A 16,864-nucleotide genomic window follows, 5' to 3' on the forward strand; every position below is an offset into this window, starting at 1 on the left:
GACTTCCATAGCCAAACTGGAGCCTCCACCGCGAAGTTTCGGGGTGGAGGCTCCAGTTTCCCCGGGTACCCGGGGATCGCAACGAGGGAGGGGCGGACCGCCCAAGCTCAGGCTCCGAGGACCGCCGGGAGGGTCGCCTGCCAGGCGGCCTTCGCCTCGGCGACCGGGAGGTCGAAGACGCCCTCGACGGAGATCGAGTCGCCGCCGGTGCGGCCGAGCGGGGTGAGGGGTACGCCGTAGCGCTCGGCGAGTGCGACGAGGGCGTCGGCCCGGTCGTCGGTCACCGTCACGATCGCGCGGGCGGTCGACTCCGAGAACAGCGCGATGAAGGCGTCGTCAGCCACCGAGGCCAGCGAGACCGAGACGCCGATGCCGCGGCCGAAGGTCGACTCGGCCAGCGCCTGGGCCAGCCCGCCGTCGGACAGGTCGTGGGCACTCGTCACGACGCCGTCGCGGGAGGCGTCCTGCAGCAGCGAGGCGAGGGCCTGCTCGGCCGCGAGGTCCACCTTCGGCGGGAGTCCGCCGAGGTGGCCGTGCACGACGTGCGCCCACTCCGACCCGGACAGCTCCTCGCGGGTCTCGCCGAGGAGGAAGACCCGCTCGCCCTCGTCGCCGAACCCGGTCGGCGTACGCCGGGTGACGTCCTCGATGACGCCGAGCACGGCCACCACCGGGGTCGGCAGGATCGCGGTCTCGCCGGTCTGGTTGTAGAGGCTGACGTTGCCGCCCGTGACCGGGATGCCGAGCTCGAGGCAGGCGTCCTTGAGGCCGCGGCAGGCCTCGGCGAACTGCCACATCACGTCGGGGTCCTCGGGCGAGCCGAAGTTGAGGCAGTCGGACACCGCGAGCGGTCGGGCGCCGCCGGTGGCGACGTTGCGGAACGACTCGGCCAGCGCGAGCTGGGCGCCGGCGTACGGGTCGAGCTTGGCGAAGCGGCCGTTGCAGTCGGTCGAGACCGAGACGCCGAGGTTGGTCTCCGCGTCGACGCGCACCATCCCGGAGTCGGCCGGCTGGGCGAGGACGGTGTTGCCCTGCACGTAGCGGTCGTACTGGTCCGTGACCCATGACTTGTCGCACAGGTTCGGCGAGGCGACGAGCTGCAGCAGGGTGTCGCGCAGCTCGGGACCCGACGCCGGCCGCGGCAGCACCTCGGCACCGTCGGCCTGGAGCGCGTCCTGCCAGTCGGGTCGGGCGTACGGGCGGTGGTAGGTCGGGCCGTCGTGCGCCACGGAGCGCGGGGGTACGTCGACGACGCGCTCACCGTGCCAGTCGATGTGCAGCCGCCCGGTGTCGGTGACCTCGCCGACGACGACCGCCTCGACGTCCCACTTCTCGCAGATCGCCATGAATGCGTCGATGTCGGCGGGCTCGACGACCGCCATCATCCGCTCCTGCGACTCGCTCATGAGGATCTCCTCCGGGCGGAGCGTGGAGTCGCGGAGAGGCACCCGGTCGAGGTCGACGTGCATGCCGCCGTCGCCGGCCGAGGCGAGCTCGGAGGTCGCACACGAGAGCCCGGCACCGCCGAGGTCCTGGATGCCGGCGACCACGCGCGCCGCGAACAGCTCGAGCGTGCACTCGATGAGCAGCTTCTCCATGAAGGGGTCGCCGACCTGGACGCTCGGTCGCTTGGCCGGGCCACCCGCGTCGAAGGTCTCGCTCGCCAGGACCGAGACCCCGCCGATGCCGTCGCCACCGGTGCGCGCGCCGTAGAGCACGACCTGGTTGCCGGTGCCGGTCGCGTTGGCGAGGTGCAGGTCCTCGTGACGCAGCACGCCGACGCACAGCGCGTTGACCAACGGGTTGCCGGCATAGGTCTCGTCGAAGACCACCTCGCCGCCGATGTTGGGCAGGCCGAGGCAGTTGCCGTAGCCGCCGACGCCGGCCACGATCCCCGGCAGCACGCGAGCGGTGTCCAGGGCATCGAGCGGGCCGAAGCGCAGCGGGTCCATCACCGCCACTGGCCGGGCGCCCATCGCGAGGATGTCGCGGACGATGCCGCCGACCCCGGTGGCCGCGCCCTGGTAGGGCTCGACGAACGACGGGTGGTTGTGGCTCTCGACCTTGAACGTGACGGCGTAGCCCTGACCGATGTCGAGGACGCCGGCGTTCTCGCCGATGCCGGCCAGCGTCTTGCCGATCGGCGTCTCCTGCGGGATCTCGCTGAACTGCTTGAGGTGCACCTTGGTCGACTTGTAGGAGCAGTGCTCGCTCCACATCACCGAGTACATCGCCAGCTCCGAGCTGGTCGGGCGGCGGCCGAGGATCTCGCGGATCCGGGCGTACTCGTCCGCCTTCAGGCCCAGCTCGGCCCACGGCTGCTCGCGCTCCGCGTCGGTCGCGGCACCCGCGACCGTGTCGAGGGTGCCGGAGGCGCCTGAGGTGGTGGATGCGGACCGGTGGACGCTCGTCTCGGGCACGGCGCCAATCTACCGGCGCCGGCGCGCGGCTACGTCAGCAGTCCGTCGGCGACGACCTCGAGCATGGGACGTACGGCCGCCGCGTCGAGCCCGGACTGGTCGGCGACCGTGGCGATCCCGCCCACGAGGCGCGCCACCTGGATCGGCGTGACGTCGTCGCGGATGGCGTCCTCGTCGTGCAGCCGGTCGAGCACCCGGCCGCCGGCGGCCTGCAGGACCTGGCACTTGGTGCGGATCGGCGACTGCTCGTCGCCCATCGCGCCGGTGATCTTGGCGGGGCCGCCCTTGTGCACGCTGATCAGCCGGACGTACTCCTCGAACCAGGCGAGCAGCAGGTCGCGCGGGCCGCCCTCGTGCGTGAGCACCTTGTCGGCGGTCTCCTCGACGTGGTCGACCCAGCTCTTCATCACCGCATCGATCAGGTCGTCCCGGGTCGCGAAGTGCCGGTAGAGCGTGCCCGGGCCCACGCCGGCGTCCTTGGCGATCTGGTCCAGCGAGGTGTCGTAGCCCCGCTCGCGGAAGGCCATCCGCGCTGCTTCGACGATGCGGTCGTAGTTGCGCTGGGCATCGGCTCGCACGGAAATTCTCACCTGGCCTTGCTAAACGGAGACTGTCTCCGTATGGTTGCTGGAGGAAGCGGAGCCATCCTCCGGATCTACTGTACCTCGGCCCACGAGGCCAGAACAGGACCTCACTCTCATGTCACCCCTCACCACCTCCCGCTCCTCGGGAACCACCCGCGAGCTCCCCACCGAGCTCCCCCCACGCGCCGGCCGCGCCGCCGCCGGCATCGCGATCGTGCTGGTCGCCCAGCTGATGATCGTCCTCGACGCCACCGTCGTGAACGTCGCGCTCCCCCGCATCGACGCCGACCTCTCCTTCGGCCCCGCCGCCCTGTCGTGGGTGCTCAACGCATACACGCTCGCGTTCGGCGGCCTGCTGCTCCTCGGCGGTCGGCTCGGCGACGTCTTCGGTCGGCTGCGCGCCTTCCAGGTCGGCCTCGCGATCTTCACCGTCGCCTCCGCGCTCGGCGGATTCGCGCAGACCCCCGGCGAGCTCGTCCTCACCCGCGCCCTCCAGGGCGTCGGTGCCGCGCTCGCCGCCCCCAGCGTCCTGGCGCTGCTCACCACGAGCGCCCCCGACGAGGCCGCCCGCAACCGCGCCTTCGCCCTCTTCGGCGCCGTCTCGTCGGGCGGTGCCTCCATCGGCCTCATCCTCGGCGGACTGCTCACCGACGTCGGGTCGTGGCGCTGGACGCTGTTCATCAACGTCCCACTGGGCCTGGTCGTCCTGCTCCTCGTCGGCCGGTTCGTCGACGAGACCCCTCGCCGCACCGGACGTTTCGACCTGGTCGGCGCGGCGAGCGCGACGGTCGGCGCCGTCTCCCTCGTCTGGGCGCTCATCGGCGCACCCGAGCACGGATGGGGCTCGCCGACGACCATCGGTGGGTTCGTCCTCGGAGCGGCACTGCTGCTCCTGCTCGCCCGCACCGAGACCCGGCACCCCCACCCGATGGTCCAGCCGCACCTCGTGCGAAGCCGCCGCCGGGTCGGCGCGCTCGCCGCGATGGCGCTGATCATCGGCGCGAACCTGTCGATGTTCTTCCTCGTCGTGCAGTACATCCAGCTCGTGCTCGGCTTCGGCCCGCTCGCCACCGGGATCGCGTTCCTCCCGTTCAGCCTCGGCATCTTCGGGATGTCACGCATCACGCCGTGGCTGATCACCCGGGTCGGTCCGCGCGCGATGCTGCTGACCGCCACCTCCGCCCTCGTCGTCGGCTACGCCTGGCTCAGCGGCGCGGGCACGGACGGCACGTACGCCGGCACCGTGTTCGGTCCGATGCTGATCGCCGGGCTCGCGACCGGGCTCGCGTTCATGCCGCTCACCGTCACGATCCTCGCGGGCGTCGAGCCCGAGCACGCCGGGTCGGCGTCGGGCCTGCTCCAGACCACGCAGCAGCTGGGCAGCGCGATCGGCGTCGCGGTGATCGTCTCGGTGTACGCCGCCGGCGCGGCGCCGGGCCAGTTCGTGCCCGGCCTCCAGCCCGCCCTGCTCACCTCCGCCGGCTTCGCGGCGCTGGCGCTGCTGGTCACGGCGACGGTGCTCCGTACGCCGCGGGCCGAGGTCGAGCCGGCCGCCATCGAGCCTCCGGTCGTCGCCGAGGCCGCCTGACACAGCTGACCTCCCCCCTTCCTCGCGCTGCGTACGCGAGGAAGTGCCCGGTCAGCGCTCTGGAGCGTGAGGAAGCGCCCGGTCAGCGCTCGCGGGGCGCCTCGCCGGGCGAGTAGTGGACGACCGTGATGGCGGCCGGTCGCTCGCCCGGGGCGTCGACACCGTCGACCTGGGCCTCGGTCTCGTCCGGCTCGGCGGTCTCGTCGGACGTGTCGTCCTTCTCGTCGTTGTCCCTGTCCTTCTCGCGCTCGGCCTTGCGCGCCGCCCGCTCGGCCCGCTTGTCGGCGAGGGCTGCCTGCTTGGCCTCCTTCGCCGCCTGCTTCTCGCGTGCGATCCGGGCGGCCTCCTCGTCCGAGGTGCCGGGGAGCTGGGGGGTCGCCAGCCGCGCCGGTCCGGAGCGGCCGCTCGCCATGCCGCGCGACATCGTGCCCGCACGGGCACCCATCGCCCCGACCCCCATGCCTCCCATCGGCGGCGCGGCGGCATTCGTCGTACGTCGTGCTCCGCTGCGCCCGGCCAGGCCACCCGCCGCGGTGGCGGCGAACGGCGCGAGCGCGGCGGCGGACAGGCCGGTCAGGTGGGGCATCGACACCGAGATCGGCGCCACGGGCGGCAGCGACGACAGCGCCACGCCCGACTGCCCCGAGCCGAGCACCGAGGTCGACGGAGGCATGATCGTGCCGACGCCGGACTCCTGGCCGCCCGGGCCGAGCCCCGGCAGCCGGAGTCCCGGCACACCGCCGGCCCCGAACGTGCCGCCGGTCAGCGTCGTCAGCTCGGTGCGCACCATCACGAACTCGGCGCGCGCGGTGCGCAGCCGGGTGCTCTCCTGGTCCAGCGACATCGTCAGCTGGCGCCGGATCTCCTCGGTCTCCGACTGACCCTGGGTCACCTTGCCCTTGTCGTCGTCCTCGGACGGCCGGAAGACGAGATAGCGCGACTCGCCGACGAACTCGTGCGGCACCAGCGCGACCTTCGTCCAGGCCCGGTCGAGCTCCCCCTGCGAGGACGTGATCACGGCGCTGATCGCGCGCAGCGAGCCGGCGACCTGGGTGGCGAGAGTGGTGAAGCGGTCGAGGTTGACCAGCACCTGGCGGCGGTGCTGCTCGTAGCTCTCGGCAGCAGCGGCGTCCCAACCCTCGGTGGCCCGGCGGGCCGCGTCGACGATCTCGTCGCCACGACGCGCCATCACGGTCGCGACCTCGGTCCACCGCACGGCGGCGGCCTCGAGCGGACGCACGTCGGCGCGCAGCTCCCACGGGTTGGCCGGCACGGTCAGCGACCTCCGCGCCCGGGCAGTCGGCCAAAGCCGCCCTCCGCCATCTGGTGGGCGGTGCGCGCCAGCTCGCCGGCCACGTTGTCGTCGGCGCGTACGGCGTCCTGCGCAGCGTCGACGAGGCCCGCGACCCCCAGTCCCAGCGCCTGGACGAGGCCGGTCACGACCTCGCCGGCGTCGGCGAGCGAGTCGGCGTACGACGCCGAGACGTTGAGCATGCCGGTGGCGTCTCCGAGCGCGGTGCACGCCTCGGCGAGGTCGTCGACGGCCGCCTGCCAGTCCTGCGCCATCGCGGTCAGGATGCTCTCCGAGGACGCGGCAAGCTCGACGAGCCGCGTGGGCTCGACCTGCATCAGGGCTCGCTTGCCGCCTTCGGTCACCTGAGCGGGATACCCGCGCACGCGTGGCCCAAACACCCGCCGTCGTGCGCTGTGGGTAAACAAATGGCGACCGCCGGTTTCGCTCGCCGCCGTTCGGGGAACGTCGAGGGGCACAGCACCCCGCCACATCGGATGCACCCCTCGGACCCCCAGGAGCCGCGATGAACGCCGTGATGACCGTCGACCTCTCCGAGCTGGACGCCTGGTCCGCCCAGGTGCAGCGCGCGAGCGACGACCTCACCGGGATCGCCCGCAACGGCGGCAACGCGCTCGTCCAGACCGACTTCGGGCCGATCCTCGAGACGATGATGGGCGCGTACAACGCCCTGCTCCCGTCGGTGCACCAGTCGCTGGAGGACAACGGCACCGGGATGCGCGACCACGCCGAGGCGCTCCAGGCGACCGCCCGCGACTTCACGCTGACCGAGGACGGCGTCGTACGCCGCCACAACGCGCAGGGCACCGACGGACGCGACGGGTCGAGCAGCTTCTTCGACGTCGCCGACACTACGATCCGCCGCGCGGGGGCGACCGAGACGAGCCTGCCGCAGATCAGCTTCGGCTTCCCCTACGACACCGTGTGCGACCTCGTCCGGATGCTCACCGGCTTCGACATCCGCGCCGAGCTCGCCGAGAAGATCGGCGGCGACGTGGTCGGGGCCTCCTCGCAGGGCTCGTCCTTCGGCGCCCTCGGCCAGTCGATGAAGGGCGTCGCGGGCAACCTGCAGAGCGGTGGCCAGACTATCGCGAACAGCTGGCAGGGCGGGGCCTCCGACGCCGCGATCACGCAGATCGGCACGTGGGTCGGCTCGCTCAACACCCAGGCCGGCCAGCTCGTGCAGATGGGCCAGAACGTCGTCCAGATCTGCCGCGACGCGTGGCAGACCGCCCTCTCGGTCGTGCAGTGCGTGAAGTCGGCCGTGCAGACCGTCTCCTCCGCCCTGGCCACGATGAGCATCCCCGGCGTCGGCTGGGCCCGCGTCGTGCAGGCCGTGTGGCAGGCGTTCCAGGCCGTGATGAAGGCCTACAAGGCGATCATGAAGCTGATCAGCATCCTCAAGCAGGTCAAGTCGTTCATCGAGACGGTGAAGAACTTCTTCGACGGCGACAAGGCGCCGGTCTCCACGCCGACCGCCCCGATCGCGACCGGCGCGCCGAGCAGCGTGACGCGCGACCCCGGCTCGATCACCACGCCGACGATCGGCCAGCACCCGACACCGGTGGCACCGATCGCGCCGACGCCCATCTCGGCATGAGTGACGACCTCCGCAGCCAGGCCGAGATCCTGGCCGCCATCGCCGAGGCCCGCGAGGACCTGACGACCAGCCTGGCCGACCTCAAGGAGACGGTCGACGCGATGAACGCGCGGCCGCTCCTCACGCCCGAGGAGCGGGAGGCCCTCGAGGCGCAGGGCGAGTCCGGCGAGCTGGGTGAGGACATGAAGACGCTCGTCGAGAAGATCAAGGGTGGCGAGGACACCTGGGAGCAGGTCTTCTCCGGCGACTCGCCCCACGCCACGCTCCTCCAGGGCCACCTCACGAAGATGTTCGAGGAGCACAAGGAGGACCTCGCGCTCGCCTTCGAGGAGCTCATCGAGGCCGAGGAGGCCAAGGGCAACTTCATCTTCGACGAGGTCCCCACCAGCGAGCCCTGATCGTCGCCCGGTCGAACTACCCCTCTGTAGTTCGGTCGATCGACTGTGACGCGTGTGACTGGTGTGGCAACCTGTCGTCGGCCTGCCCTTCCCCCGCGTCCCGCCGGAGTCACCCATGCGTCGCCTCGCCCTCGCTGCCCTCGCGCTGCTCCTGCCTGTCGCGACTGTCGCGCCGACCGTGGCGTCGGCCCCGGCGAGCGCTGACAGCACGAACACACCCCGGCTCGCCTCCCAGCGCCAGATCGCCCTCGCGACGCCCGGCGACTTCACCGGCTACGGCTTCGACCAGTGCCTGGCTCCTACCCAGTCCGCGATGGACACGTGGTGGACGAAGTCGCCGTTCTCGGCCGTCGGGATCTACATCTCCGGCGACTCGCGCGCGTGCCGCTCGCAGCCCAACCTGAGCACGACGTGGGTCGCCACCCAGGTCTCCCGCGGTTGGCGGTTGCTGCCGATCGCGCTGGGACCGCAGGCGTCGTGCCAGCCGCGCTTCCCGCGCTACAAGGACGACTTCACGATCTCCCCCTCCCCGACCGGCGGTTACGCCAAGGCGGCGGCGCAGGGCACCGCCGAGGCCGACAAGAACGCCGCCGACGCGATGGCGTACGGCATCGGGCCGGGCAGCACGATCTGGTACGACCTCGAGGGCTTCGACCTCACGAACACTGCCTGCCGCGAGTCCGCGCTGGTCTTCGTGTCGAACTGGGTGGCGCGCACCAAGGCGCTCGGCTACGTCGCCGGCTTCTACTCCAGCGCGAGCTCCGGCATCAAGATGCTCGACGACGCGCGCGTCCAGCGGCCCGGCCAGTTCGCGCTGCCGGACCGGATCTGGATCGCCCGCTGGGACGGCGCCGCCAACACCTCCACGACGTACATCCCCGAGGACGGCTGGCGTCCGGGTGGCCGGATGAAGCAGTACCTCGGAGGCCACAACGAGACGTGGGGCGGGGTCACGATCAACATCGACAGCAACTACATCGACCTCGGCGCCGGCTCCGTCGCCGCGCCCGAGGGCAGGTGCCCCGGCACGCGGCTCGGCTACTGGAAGTACCCGACGCTCACCCCCGCCGCCGCGCAGCCGACGCGGGTGAAGGTGCTGCAGTGCTTCCTCACCGAGCAGGGCACCTACTCCGGTCCGCTGAACGGCACTTACGACGCCGCCACCGTCGCCGCGGCGCGCGCGTGGCAGGCGAGCCGGAAGTTCACCCCGACCGACACCTTCGAGACCCGGCACTGGACCGCGCTGCTCTCCGCCGGAGCCCGTACGACGGTCAAGCGCGGCTCGGCGGACGAGTCGGTCCACCGCCTGCAGCGGGCACTCAACGCCGCCGGCGCCGGCCGGTTCCGGGCCAGCGGGGTCTTCGACGCCAAGACCGAGGCCGCGCTCCGCGCCTACCAGTCCCGGCTGCGCATCGCCGTCTCCGGCGTCGCGACGCCGCAGACCTGGAACAAGCTGCAGCGCGGGCTCTAGTCCCGATTGCTCAGGCAGGCGGCCCGGCGAGCAGCGCCGCGCCCGTCAGCCCGGCAACGGCGACCACGAACAGACCGGCCGTGAGCCGGTGGTGACGCAGCAGCCAGCACGCCGCGCGCTGGGGCGCCGTCGGGCTGTCGTGGCGCGAGAGCCACTCGTCGCCGAGCAGCCCGCGCCGGTCGGCGTACCACTCGAAGAGCAGCGTCGCAAACGGCGGGACGGCCGCAACGAGGCCGATGACGAGACGGCCGAGCGACCACCTCTGGTCGATCGCGACCAGCAGCGTGACGAGGCAGTAGGCGATGAAGACGACGCCGTGCACCATCCCGAAGACCTGGACGCCGAGCTCGGTCGTCTCGGTGACGTACTTGAGGAACATGCCCGTCAGCAGCAGCGCCCAGGTGATCGCCTCGGCGACGGCCAGCCCGCGGAAGAGGCTGCGGGGAGTCAGGTTGCCGAGCCGGACGCTCATGCGAAAATGGTGGCGGCGAGCGAGGTGAAGAATCCGAGCCCGTCCGTGCCGGGACCGGTGAGGTCCTCGACGGCGTGCTCGGGGTGCGGCATCAGCCCGACGACGTTGCCGCGCTCGTTGGAGATCCCGGCGATGTCGCGGAGCGAGCCGTTGGGGTTGTCGTCGAGGTAGCGCGCGATGACCAGGCCCTCGCCCTCGAGCCTGTCGAGGGTGGGCTCGTCGGCGACGAAGCCGCCCTCGCCGTTCTTCAGCACGATCGTCACCTCGGCGCCGGCGGCGTACGCCGACGTCCACGGGGTGTCGACCCGCTCGATGCGCAGCCGCTGGTCACGGCAGACGAACTTGCGGTGGTCGTTGCGGATCAGGGCGCCGGGCAGCAGGTGCGACTCGCACAGGATCTGGAAGCCGTTGCAGATGCCGAGCACGGGCATCCCCTTGCCGGCGGCCTCGACGACCGAGGTCATCACCGGGGCGAAGCGCGAGATCGCGCCGCAGCGCAGGTAGTCGCCGTAGGAGAAGCCGCCCGGGAGCACGACCGCGTCGACGCCCTTGAGGTCGTCGTCGCCGTGCCAGAGCGCAACGGCCTCGTGGCCGCCGATGCGTACGGCACGGCGGGCGTCGGCGTCGTCGAGCGAGCCGGGGAAGGTGACGACGCCGACCTTCACTGGGCGTGCACCTCGAAGTCCTCGATGACGGGGTTGGAGAGCAGCTTCTCCGCCATCTGGCGCACCTGTTCGAGGTGGGCGTCGCTGGCCTCGCCCTCGAGCTCGATCTCGAAGCGCTTGCCCTGGCGGACGTCGCTCACGCCCGCGAAGCCGAGCCGCGGCAGGGCGCCGTGCACCGCCTTGCCCTGCGGGTCGAGGATCTCGGGCTTGGGCATGACATCGACGACGTAACGAGCCACGGGGCGCTCCTGCACTTGGCTGGACGGATGCAGGACCCATCCTAGGGAGCCACGCTCAGTCGAGCGGGATCGGGTCCGAGCACAGGACGTGCTGGGCGGCCACGGCGCCGCCGCCGTGGTTGAGGAGGATCCCGTCGTCGGTGCGGTCCAGGCCCCATGCGGGCTCCGGGTCGCCGGCGACGACGCCGAGGCAGTACTGCACCGAGGTCACCGGATCGGGCAGCTCGATCGAGCCGAAGCCGATGTCGTCGCCCCACGGCGACGCGCGGACGAGCGGGAGCGGGACCTCGAGGTCGCGCTCGAGGCTGTCGCCGGGCGCGAGCTCGGTGGCGCCGGCCCGCGGCAGCTGCGCGTACGAGATCCGGTCGCCCTCGGGGAGGTCGTACAGGCGCTGTGCGACCTGCACGGTCCCGTCGTCCGCGCCCACGACGTACGTCACCTCCGGGTCGTACGCGACGGACGCGCCCGACGCACGGGGAACGCGGTCGACCACCAGCAGCGGCGCGGCGCCGGTGTTGGTGAGCGACCAGGAGACGGAGATCGCGTCGGGTCCCGGATTCACCTCGACGTCGAAGTCCACGTCGGGGCGCGGCGCCTCCTGGGGTGGCGCGGCCGGTCCGCCCTCGGTCGAGGTCTCCACCGGCTCCTCCTGGGTGTCCGAGCATCCGCTCACCGCGAGCAGTGCCACCAGCGTCGCGGCCGCGAGGCGTGCGACCCGGCGACGTACGTCGTCAGCGACCGTAGTGGTCACGGTTGGGCAGGCCCATCTCGTCGCGGATCCCGTTCTCGGTGAGCCCGAAGTCGTGGTCCGGGTCGATGACCTCGGGCGTGGACGGGTCGTGGTCGTGGTCGATCGGCAGGCCGCTCGCCTGCCGCTCGCCCTGCCGGATCCCGTGGTCGGTGGTGTCGTCGCCGCTGTAGGGCGTCGAGTCGAAGGTGTCGTTCATGTAGTCGTAGACGTGCGCGAACTCGTGGTAGAGCACCACGACCGGCGACGCCCCGCGGAAGTCATCGAGGCGGGTGTTGTAGTTGATCGTCGAGTTGGTGCCGTCGGTCGACGCGGTGCTGTTGTCGGGGTCGGCGGGGTTGTTGTACTCGCGGATGGTCAGCGTGTCGGGACCGTCGGCGATGTGCCCCTGCAGGTTGGCGATCATCTGCTGGCCCTCGGGCGAGCTCGCCAGCATCTGGAGGTCGGCCTGCACGCGCTCGACGAACTCCGGGCTGCCCTCGATGGTGATGCCGGCCAGGCCGTCGGGGATCTCGATGGTGACCGTCGACTCCACGCCGTCGTTGGTGTCGCCGGCCTCGCCGTTGGCGGTGTCGGCGCCCGTGCCGCCGTACGTCGTGTCGTTGCCGCGCCCGGCGTACGACACGTCGTCGCCGCTGCCGCCCCGGAGGGTGTCGTCGCCGTCGCCGCCGGAGACGACGTCGTTGCCGTGGCCGCCGTCGAGGGTGTCGTTGCCGGTGCCGCCCTCGAGGTAGTCCTGCTCGGCGCCGCCGCTCAGGGTGTCGTCGCCGCTGAGGCCGTAGAGGGTGTCGCGGCCCTCGCCGCCGTGGACGCGGTCGTCGCCGCCCTGCCCGTTGAGGTAGTCCTGCCCGGCGCCGCCGGACACGCGGTCGTTGCCGGTGCCGGCGTCGACGTTGTCGTCACCGTCGAGACCGAGGAGCGTGTCGTTGCCGTCGCCGCCGGTGATGTTGTCCTTGCCGCCGCTGCCGACCAGCGTGAAGTCGATGCCGCCGCCCTGCGGAACGGTGATCGTGTCGTTGCCGTCGCCGCCGCGGAGCACGACGTGCTGGCCGGCCGGGACCGTGTAGGAGACGCCGTTGACGGTGACGGTCTGGACGCCGGTGGCCGGGTCGACCGAGACGGAGATGTCGTCGTCGCCGTCAGTGCCGTTCACGATGACCTGGTCGCCGATGACGATGACGCCGACCTGGGTCGCGCCGGCCGGGACGGTGAACCCGTCCGTGGTGCCGTCGGCGATCGATGCCCACTCGCCGGCGGTCTGGTTCCAGAAGGTGGTCGCCGTGGTGAGGTCGGCTGCGTCCTGGGCGAGCTCGGCGTCGAGCCGGCTGCGCACCTCGTTGGCGCGGTCGATGGCCGTCCGTACGCGCGTCGCCTCCGCCTCGTCGCGCGGCTGGAAGGTGACCGCGCCACCGCCGCCGGAGGACGGGATGTCGGAGACGCTCGACCACGACGCGTCGAGCTCGGCCTGCGCCTTGCGCACGGACCCGGCGGCCCGCTGCAGCGCGGTCGACACCCGCGCCGCGGAGTTGGTCGCCTCGTCGATCGACGTCACCAGCTTGCGGCGGTGGGCGTCGTACGACGTCGCGCTCTCGCCCTCCCACGTGCCGAGCACCCCGCTGGCCTTGTTGTTGACCGCGGTCGCCGCCTCGTCGACGCGCTCGCCCATGCTCAGCCAGGCGTGCGCAGCGGCGTCGAGGGCGTCGGGCCTCGCCGCGAGGTCCCAGACCCCTGCGCCGCTCATCGCGGGCCGCCGGGGCGCGAGGTGCTGGGAGTACCGGCGCCGTAGGTGGCGGCCGTGGACTCGTCGGTCGTGGTCATGTCGAACGCCACGGCGTAGAGGTCGTCCATGTCCTGCTCGAGCACGCTCATGAAGCGGCCGAAGGCGAGGTCGGCCGACTCCGACGCGGTGGTGTGGGCGCTGACGAAGCTGCCCCCGCCGGCGGTGTTGCCGGCAGCGCCCGCGACCGAGCCGAAGGCGCCGAGGGCGCCCGTCCAGGCATCGGCGACCGCCTGCGAGGAGCTCAGGCAGGTGCCGGCGAGCTCCGAGAGCTGTTCGGGCACGGTATACATCGGCAGGTCCTCTCGACGTGGTGAGAGGGGGATACCCCCGGGCACGCGCGCCGAAACCCGGCGCCACCCCAGCGGTGGTCCAGCCACGTTCCACCGCCTACGAATGTGGCTCCACCACCGCTCAAGGGCCAGCCGCCACACCGCGTCAGGTCAGGGCGTACGCGTCACTCCCGCCGACGCGCCGCGACCACGATGACCCCGACGCCGAACCCGGCGAGGATCGGGCCAAGGATCGCCCAGAGCGTCTGGTCGGTCATCGGGCTGCCCTCGAGGTAGCCGAGGCCCTGGAAGGTCCAGATCGCGCCCACCACGATCATGACCGCGCCGAGCGCGGTCGACAGTGGACGCATCAGCTGAGCTCGCGCTTGAGGATCTTGCCGGTCGCGGTCATCGGCAGCGCGTCGACGAACTGCACGATGCGGGGGTACTTGTAGCCCGCCATCTGCTCCTTGCCCCACGCGACCAGCTCGTCCTCGGTCACGGTGGCACCGTCGTTGCGGATGACGACGGCCTTGATCTCCTCGCCGTGGCTCTCGTGCGGCACGCCGATGACGGCGGCGAGTGACACGTCGGGGTGGGTCAGCAGGACCTCCTCGATCTCGCGCGGGTACACGTTGTAGCCGCCGCGGATGATCATGTCCTTGGAGCGGTCGACGATGTAGTACCAGCCGTCGGCGTCCTTGCGGCCGAGGTCACCCGAGCGGAACCAGCCGTCGACGATCGCCTCGTCGGTGGCGTCGGGCCGGCCGTAGTAGCCCTTCATGATGTTGGGGCCCTTGATCGCGATCTCGCCGACCACGTCGTCGCCCTCGAGGTCCTCGCGTACGCCGGGCTCGGGGTTGATGAGCTTCATCTCGACGCCCGGGATCGGCCGGCCGATGGAGCCGACGCGGGCGGGCTCGCCCCACACCGAGAAGCTCGACACGGGCGAGGTCTCGGACAGGCCGTAGCCCTCGAGGATCGTCACGCCGAAGCGGCGCTCGAAGTTCTTGTGCACCTCGACCGGAAGCGCGGACCCGCCGGCGGCGGCCACGCGCAGCGTCCCGGCGAGCTTCTTCACGTCGACGCCGGAGTCGTCGAGGGCGCCGAGCAGTCCCCAGTACATCGTCGGGACGCCGGCGAAGAAGGTGACGTCCTCCTGGTCCATCAGTGCCAGCGCCGGTCCGGCCTCGAAGCGCGGCAGCAGCACGACGGTGCCGCCGAAGGCGAAGCCGGCGTTCATGATCACGGTCTGGCCGAAGGAGTGGAAGAGCGGCAGCACGCACAGCAGCGTGTCGGGGTTGTCGGGGTCGGCGCCGAACAGCGCGTCGCTCGCGAGGGCGTTGCTGATCATGTTGCGGTGCATCAGCTCGGCGCCCTTGGGCTGACCGGTGGTGCCCGACGTGTAGAGGATGACGGCGGTGTCGTCGCCGTCGACGTCCCGGGTCTCGAAGACCGGCGACTGTCCCTTCAGCGCCTGCCCCAGCGTCTCCGTCCCCTCGATCGGGGACTCGGCGGCCGGGTCGGCGGTGATCACGAAGAAGTTCTCGCAGCCGTCGGTCTGCTCGAAGCCCGCGTGCCCCTCCGCACCGATCGGCAGCTCGGGCGTGCCCTGGAAGCAGAAGTACGCCTTCGCGTCCGAGTCGTCGAGGTGGTAGGCCACCTCGCGTCCCTTGAGCAGCACGTTGAGCGGGACCACCGTCGCGCCGGCCTTGAGGATGCCGTAGTAGACGATCGGGAAGTACGGCAGGTTCGGGCAGCTCAGCGCGACCTTGTCACCGGGCGCGATGCCGCGCGAGACGAGCAGGTTGGCGACCTGGCTGGCGCCGGCGTCGACCTGGGCGTAGGTCAGGCGCGTGTCACCGAGCACCACCGCCGTACGGTCCGGGTGGGCATGCGCGGAGCCTTCGAGCAGCGAGGAGAGGTTCGACATGGCGCCAAACCTACTCACCGGGTGTGAGCGCCGTCACCGTCTCGTCTCGCGATCAGGCGCGGGAAGCGAGGATCCGTCCGGCCTTGCGGAGGTCGGCCGCGATCGCCTTCGAGGCGAGCAGCCCGGCCGCGCCGGCGGGCACGGCCCAGGCGCCCTGCCCGCTGACCTCGCCCTCGGCCCGCACCCGGCAACCGCCGGTGACGTCGGTGAAGTGCAGCGCGAGAGTCGCCGTGACGCCGCGCCAGTGGCCGGTCTCGGCCCACGTGCGGAACGGCGTGAACACCGTGGTCTCCAGGTGGGGTCGTACGCCGACCGCGGTCGTCTCGCTCCACCGCTGGCCGAGGTGCGGCTCCTCGTCGGGCGCGACGTCGACCGACAGCAGCGACGACTGCCACTGCGGGCGGCATCGCGGGTCGGAGAGGAAGCGGAACGCGTCTTCCGCCGTCACCGGCAGCTCGACCGTGGCCGAGATCGCCCGGGCGGTCAGAACGTCTCCCCCGTCAGGACCTCGTAGGCCTCGACGTAGCGCGAGCGGGTCCGCTCGATCACGGCGTCGGGCATGGGCGGCGGCGCGTCGCCGGAGAAGCGGTCCCAGCCGGACTCCCCGGTCAGCCAGTCACGGACGACCTGCTTGTCGTACGACGCCTGGGTGCGGCCGGGCTGCCACTCGTCGGTCCGCCAGAAGCGGCTCGAGTCGGGGGTGAGGACCTCGTCGGCGAGGATCGTCGTCCCGTCAGGACGGCGGCCGAACTCCAGCTTGGTGTCGGCCAGGATGATGCCGCGCTCCCTGGCGAGGTTGTGGGCCTTGCCGTAGACCTCCATCGTCAGCATCCGCAGCTCGGCGGCCGCGTCGTCGCCGACGGCCTCGACCACGGCCTCGTAGTCGACGTTCTCGTCGTGGTCGCCGAGGTCGGCCTTCGACGCGGGGGTGAAGATCGGCTCGGGGAGGCGACTGCCGTCCTGGAGCCCGGCCGGCAGCGCGATGCCGCACACCTCGCCGTCGCGGTGGTAGTCGAGGAGTCCGGACCCGGTGAGGTAGCCGCGGGCGACGCACTCGACGGGGAACATCTCGAGGCGTTCGCAGATGACCGCGCGGCCCGCCACCGAGGCCGGCACGTCGGTCGACACGACGTGGTTGCCGACGAGCCCGGAGAGCTGGTCGAACCACCACAGCGACATCCGGGTGAGGATCTCGCCCTTGTCGGGGATGGTGGTGTCGAGGACGAAGTCGTAGGCCGAGATGCGGTCGCTGGCCACCATCAGCAGCCGGCCCTCGTGCTCGCCGCCGTCGATCCGGTAGAGGTCGCGGACCTTGCCGGAGTGGACGTGGGTGGTGCCCTCGATCGCGGGCGCTGCGGGGAGCATCAGATCGGCCACGCGGCCAG

General features: G+C 71.8%; 18 protein-coding genes. 4 read left to right on the top strand and 14 right to left on the bottom strand.

Annotation, left to right across the window (positions count from 1 at the left end; genetic code table 11):
• Nucleotides 1-107: 107 nt before the first annotated feature.
• Together purL and EUA94_RS14135 are read right to left on the bottom strand one after the other, a co-directional pair.
• Nucleotides 108-2,420, bottom strand: a complete 2,313-nt coding sequence (gene purL, locus EUA94_RS14130) for a phosphoribosylformylglycinamidine synthase subunit PurL (RefSeq protein WP_129427525.1) — start codon at nt 2,418-2,420, stop codon at nt 108-110.
• A 29-nt stretch (nt 2,421-2,449) separates the two neighbouring features.
• Nucleotides 2,450-2,998 (bottom strand): TetR/AcrR family transcriptional regulator, encoded by a 549-nt coding sequence (locus tag EUA94_RS14135; RefSeq protein WP_129427526.1) that lies wholly within the window; start codon nt 2,996-2,998, stop codon nt 2,450-2,452.
• 121 nt (nt 2,999-3,119) lie between these two features.
• On the opposite strand from EUA94_RS14135, the gene EUA94_RS14140 reads away from it, so the two are divergent.
• Nucleotides 3,120-4,592, top strand: coding sequence for an MFS transporter (locus EUA94_RS14140; protein ID WP_129427527.1), 1,473 nt, complete (start codon nt 3,120-3,122; stop codon nt 4,590-4,592).
• A gap of 82 nt (nt 4,593-4,674) precedes the next feature.
• Here EUA94_RS14140 and EUA94_RS14145 read toward each other — a convergent pair whose 3' ends face one another.
• Together EUA94_RS14145 and EUA94_RS14150 are read right to left on the bottom strand one after the other, a co-directional pair.
• Complete coding sequence (locus EUA94_RS14145) at nt 4,675-5,865, bottom strand: hypothetical protein (protein ID WP_129427528.1); 1,191 nt, start codon at nt 5,863-5,865, stop codon at nt 4,675-4,677.
• A 2-nt stretch (nt 5,866-5,867) separates the two neighbouring features.
• Nucleotides 5,868-6,248, bottom strand: coding sequence for a hypothetical protein (locus EUA94_RS14150; RefSeq protein WP_129427529.1), 381 nt, complete (start codon nt 6,246-6,248; stop codon nt 5,868-5,870).
• 161 nt (nt 6,249-6,409) lie between these two features.
• Between EUA94_RS14150 and EUA94_RS14155 the strand changes: the two genes are divergently transcribed.
• From EUA94_RS14155 to EUA94_RS14165, 3 genes are all read left to right on the top strand, one after another.
• Entirely contained in the window at nt 6,410-7,504 is a 1,095-nt protein-coding gene (locus tag EUA94_RS14155) for a hypothetical protein (RefSeq protein ID WP_129427530.1), read from the top strand.
• Nucleotides 7,501-7,902: a hypothetical protein gene (locus tag EUA94_RS14160; protein WP_129427531.1), complete on the top strand. Its 402-nt coding sequence runs from the start codon at nt 7,501-7,503 to the stop codon at nt 7,900-7,902. Before EUA94_RS14155 ends, EUA94_RS14160 begins: the two co-directional genes overlap by 4 nt.
• Nucleotides 7,903-8,017: 115 nt before the next feature.
• On the top strand, nt 8,018-9,373 hold the full coding sequence (locus tag EUA94_RS14165) for a glycoside hydrolase domain-containing protein (protein WP_129427532.1): 1,356 nt from the start codon (nt 8,018-8,020) through the stop codon (nt 9,371-9,373).
• Nucleotides 9,374-9,383: 10 nt separating this feature from the next.
• Here the strand turns inward: EUA94_RS14165 and EUA94_RS14170 are convergent, their stop codons facing one another.
• The 10 genes from EUA94_RS14170 to EUA94_RS14215 form a co-directional block, all read right to left on the bottom strand.
• Complete coding sequence (locus tag EUA94_RS14170; RefSeq protein ID WP_242494874.1) at nt 9,384-9,845, bottom strand: DUF3817 domain-containing protein; 462 nt, start codon at nt 9,843-9,845, stop codon at nt 9,384-9,386.
• Nucleotides 9,842-10,510 carry a phosphoribosylformylglycinamidine synthase subunit PurQ gene (gene purQ / locus EUA94_RS14175; RefSeq protein ID WP_129427533.1) on the bottom strand — a complete coding sequence of 223 codons (669 nt, stop codon included), beginning with the start codon at nt 10,508-10,510 and terminating at the stop codon, nt 9,842-9,844. The genes EUA94_RS14170 and purQ overlap by 4 nt, the downstream gene beginning before the upstream one ends.
• The gene (purS, locus tag EUA94_RS14180) at nt 10,507-10,749 is read right to left on the bottom strand and encodes a phosphoribosylformylglycinamidine synthase subunit PurS (RefSeq protein ID WP_129427534.1); all 243 of its coding nucleotides are present in this window, start codon (nt 10,747-10,749) and stop codon (nt 10,507-10,509) included. Before purS ends, purQ begins: the two co-directional genes overlap by 4 nt.
• A gap of 55 nt (nt 10,750-10,804) precedes the next feature.
• On the bottom strand, nt 10,805-11,500 hold the full coding sequence (locus EUA94_RS14185; RefSeq protein WP_129427535.1) for a hypothetical protein: 696 nt from the start codon (nt 11,498-11,500) through the stop codon (nt 10,805-10,807).
• Complete coding sequence (locus EUA94_RS14190) at nt 11,481-13,238, bottom strand: M91 family zinc metallopeptidase (protein ID WP_129427536.1); 1,758 nt, start codon at nt 13,236-13,238, stop codon at nt 11,481-11,483. Before EUA94_RS14190 ends, EUA94_RS14185 begins: the two co-directional genes overlap by 20 nt.
• The gene (locus tag EUA94_RS14195; protein WP_129427537.1) at nt 13,235-13,567 is read right to left on the bottom strand and encodes a hypothetical protein; all 333 of its coding nucleotides are present in this window, start codon (nt 13,565-13,567) and stop codon (nt 13,235-13,237) included. Before EUA94_RS14195 ends, EUA94_RS14190 begins: the two co-directional genes overlap by 4 nt.
• 164 nt (nt 13,568-13,731) lie before the next feature.
• Nucleotides 13,732-13,917, bottom strand: a complete 186-nt coding sequence (locus tag EUA94_RS14200; protein ID WP_129427538.1) for a hypothetical protein — start codon at nt 13,915-13,917, stop codon at nt 13,732-13,734.
• Nucleotides 13,917-15,479 (bottom strand): long-chain-fatty-acid--CoA ligase, encoded by a 1,563-nt coding sequence (locus tag EUA94_RS14205; RefSeq protein WP_129427539.1) that lies wholly within the window; start codon nt 15,477-15,479, stop codon nt 13,917-13,919. Before EUA94_RS14205 ends, EUA94_RS14200 begins: the two co-directional genes overlap by 1 nt.
• A gap of 52 nt (nt 15,480-15,531) precedes the next feature.
• A complete protein-coding gene (locus EUA94_RS14210; RefSeq protein WP_129427540.1) occupies nt 15,532-16,074 on the bottom strand; it encodes an SRPBCC family protein in 543 nt (180 codons plus the stop codon).
• A complete protein-coding gene (locus EUA94_RS14215) occupies nt 15,963-16,844 on the bottom strand; it encodes a phosphoribosylaminoimidazolesuccinocarboxamide synthase (protein WP_129427597.1) in 882 nt (293 codons plus the stop codon). Before EUA94_RS14215 ends, EUA94_RS14210 begins: the two co-directional genes overlap by 112 nt.
• Between the last annotated feature and the right edge of the window lie 20 nt (nt 16,845-16,864).

This window comes from Nocardioides zhouii, assembly GCF_004137345.1.
Taxonomy (GTDB): Bacteria; Actinomycetota; Actinomycetes; order Propionibacteriales; family Nocardioidaceae; genus Nocardioides; species Nocardioides zhouii.

Bases quoted from the DNA above. Each gene is read 5' to 3' on its own strand.
- EUA94_RS14205 (WP_129427539.1), bottom strand. From the start codon at position 15,479: ATGTCGAACCTCTCCTCGCTGCTCGAAGGCTCCGCGCATGCCCACCCG.
- EUA94_RS14215 (WP_129427597.1), bottom strand. From the start codon at position 16,844: ATGCTCCCCGCAGCGCCCGCGATCGAGGGCACCACCCACGTCCACTCC.
- EUA94_RS14165 (WP_129427532.1), top strand. From the start codon at position 8,018: ATGCGTCGCCTCGCCCTCGCTGCCCTCGCGCTGCTCCTGCCTGTCGCG.
- EUA94_RS14195 (WP_129427537.1), bottom strand. From the start codon at position 13,567: ATGTATACCGTGCCCGAACAGCTCTCGGAGCTCGCCGGCACCTGCCTG.
- EUA94_RS14155 (WP_129427530.1), top strand. From the start codon at position 6,410: ATGAACGCCGTGATGACCGTCGACCTCTCCGAGCTGGACGCCTGGTCC.
- EUA94_RS14140 (WP_129427527.1), top strand. From the start codon at position 3,120: ATGTCACCCCTCACCACCTCCCGCTCCTCGGGAACCACCCGCGAGCTC.
- EUA94_RS14170 (WP_242494874.1), bottom strand. From the start codon at position 9,845: ATGAGCGTCCGGCTCGGCAACCTGACTCCCCGCAGCCTCTTCCGCGGG.
- EUA94_RS14190 (WP_129427536.1), bottom strand. From the start codon at position 13,238: ATGAGCGGCGCAGGGGTCTGGGACCTCGCGGCGAGGCCCGACGCCCTC.
- EUA94_RS14160 (WP_129427531.1), top strand. From the start codon at position 7,501: ATGAGTGACGACCTCCGCAGCCAGGCCGAGATCCTGGCCGCCATCGCC.
- EUA94_RS14200 (WP_129427538.1), bottom strand. From the start codon at position 13,917: ATGCGTCCACTGTCGACCGCGCTCGGCGCGGTCATGATCGTGGTGGGC.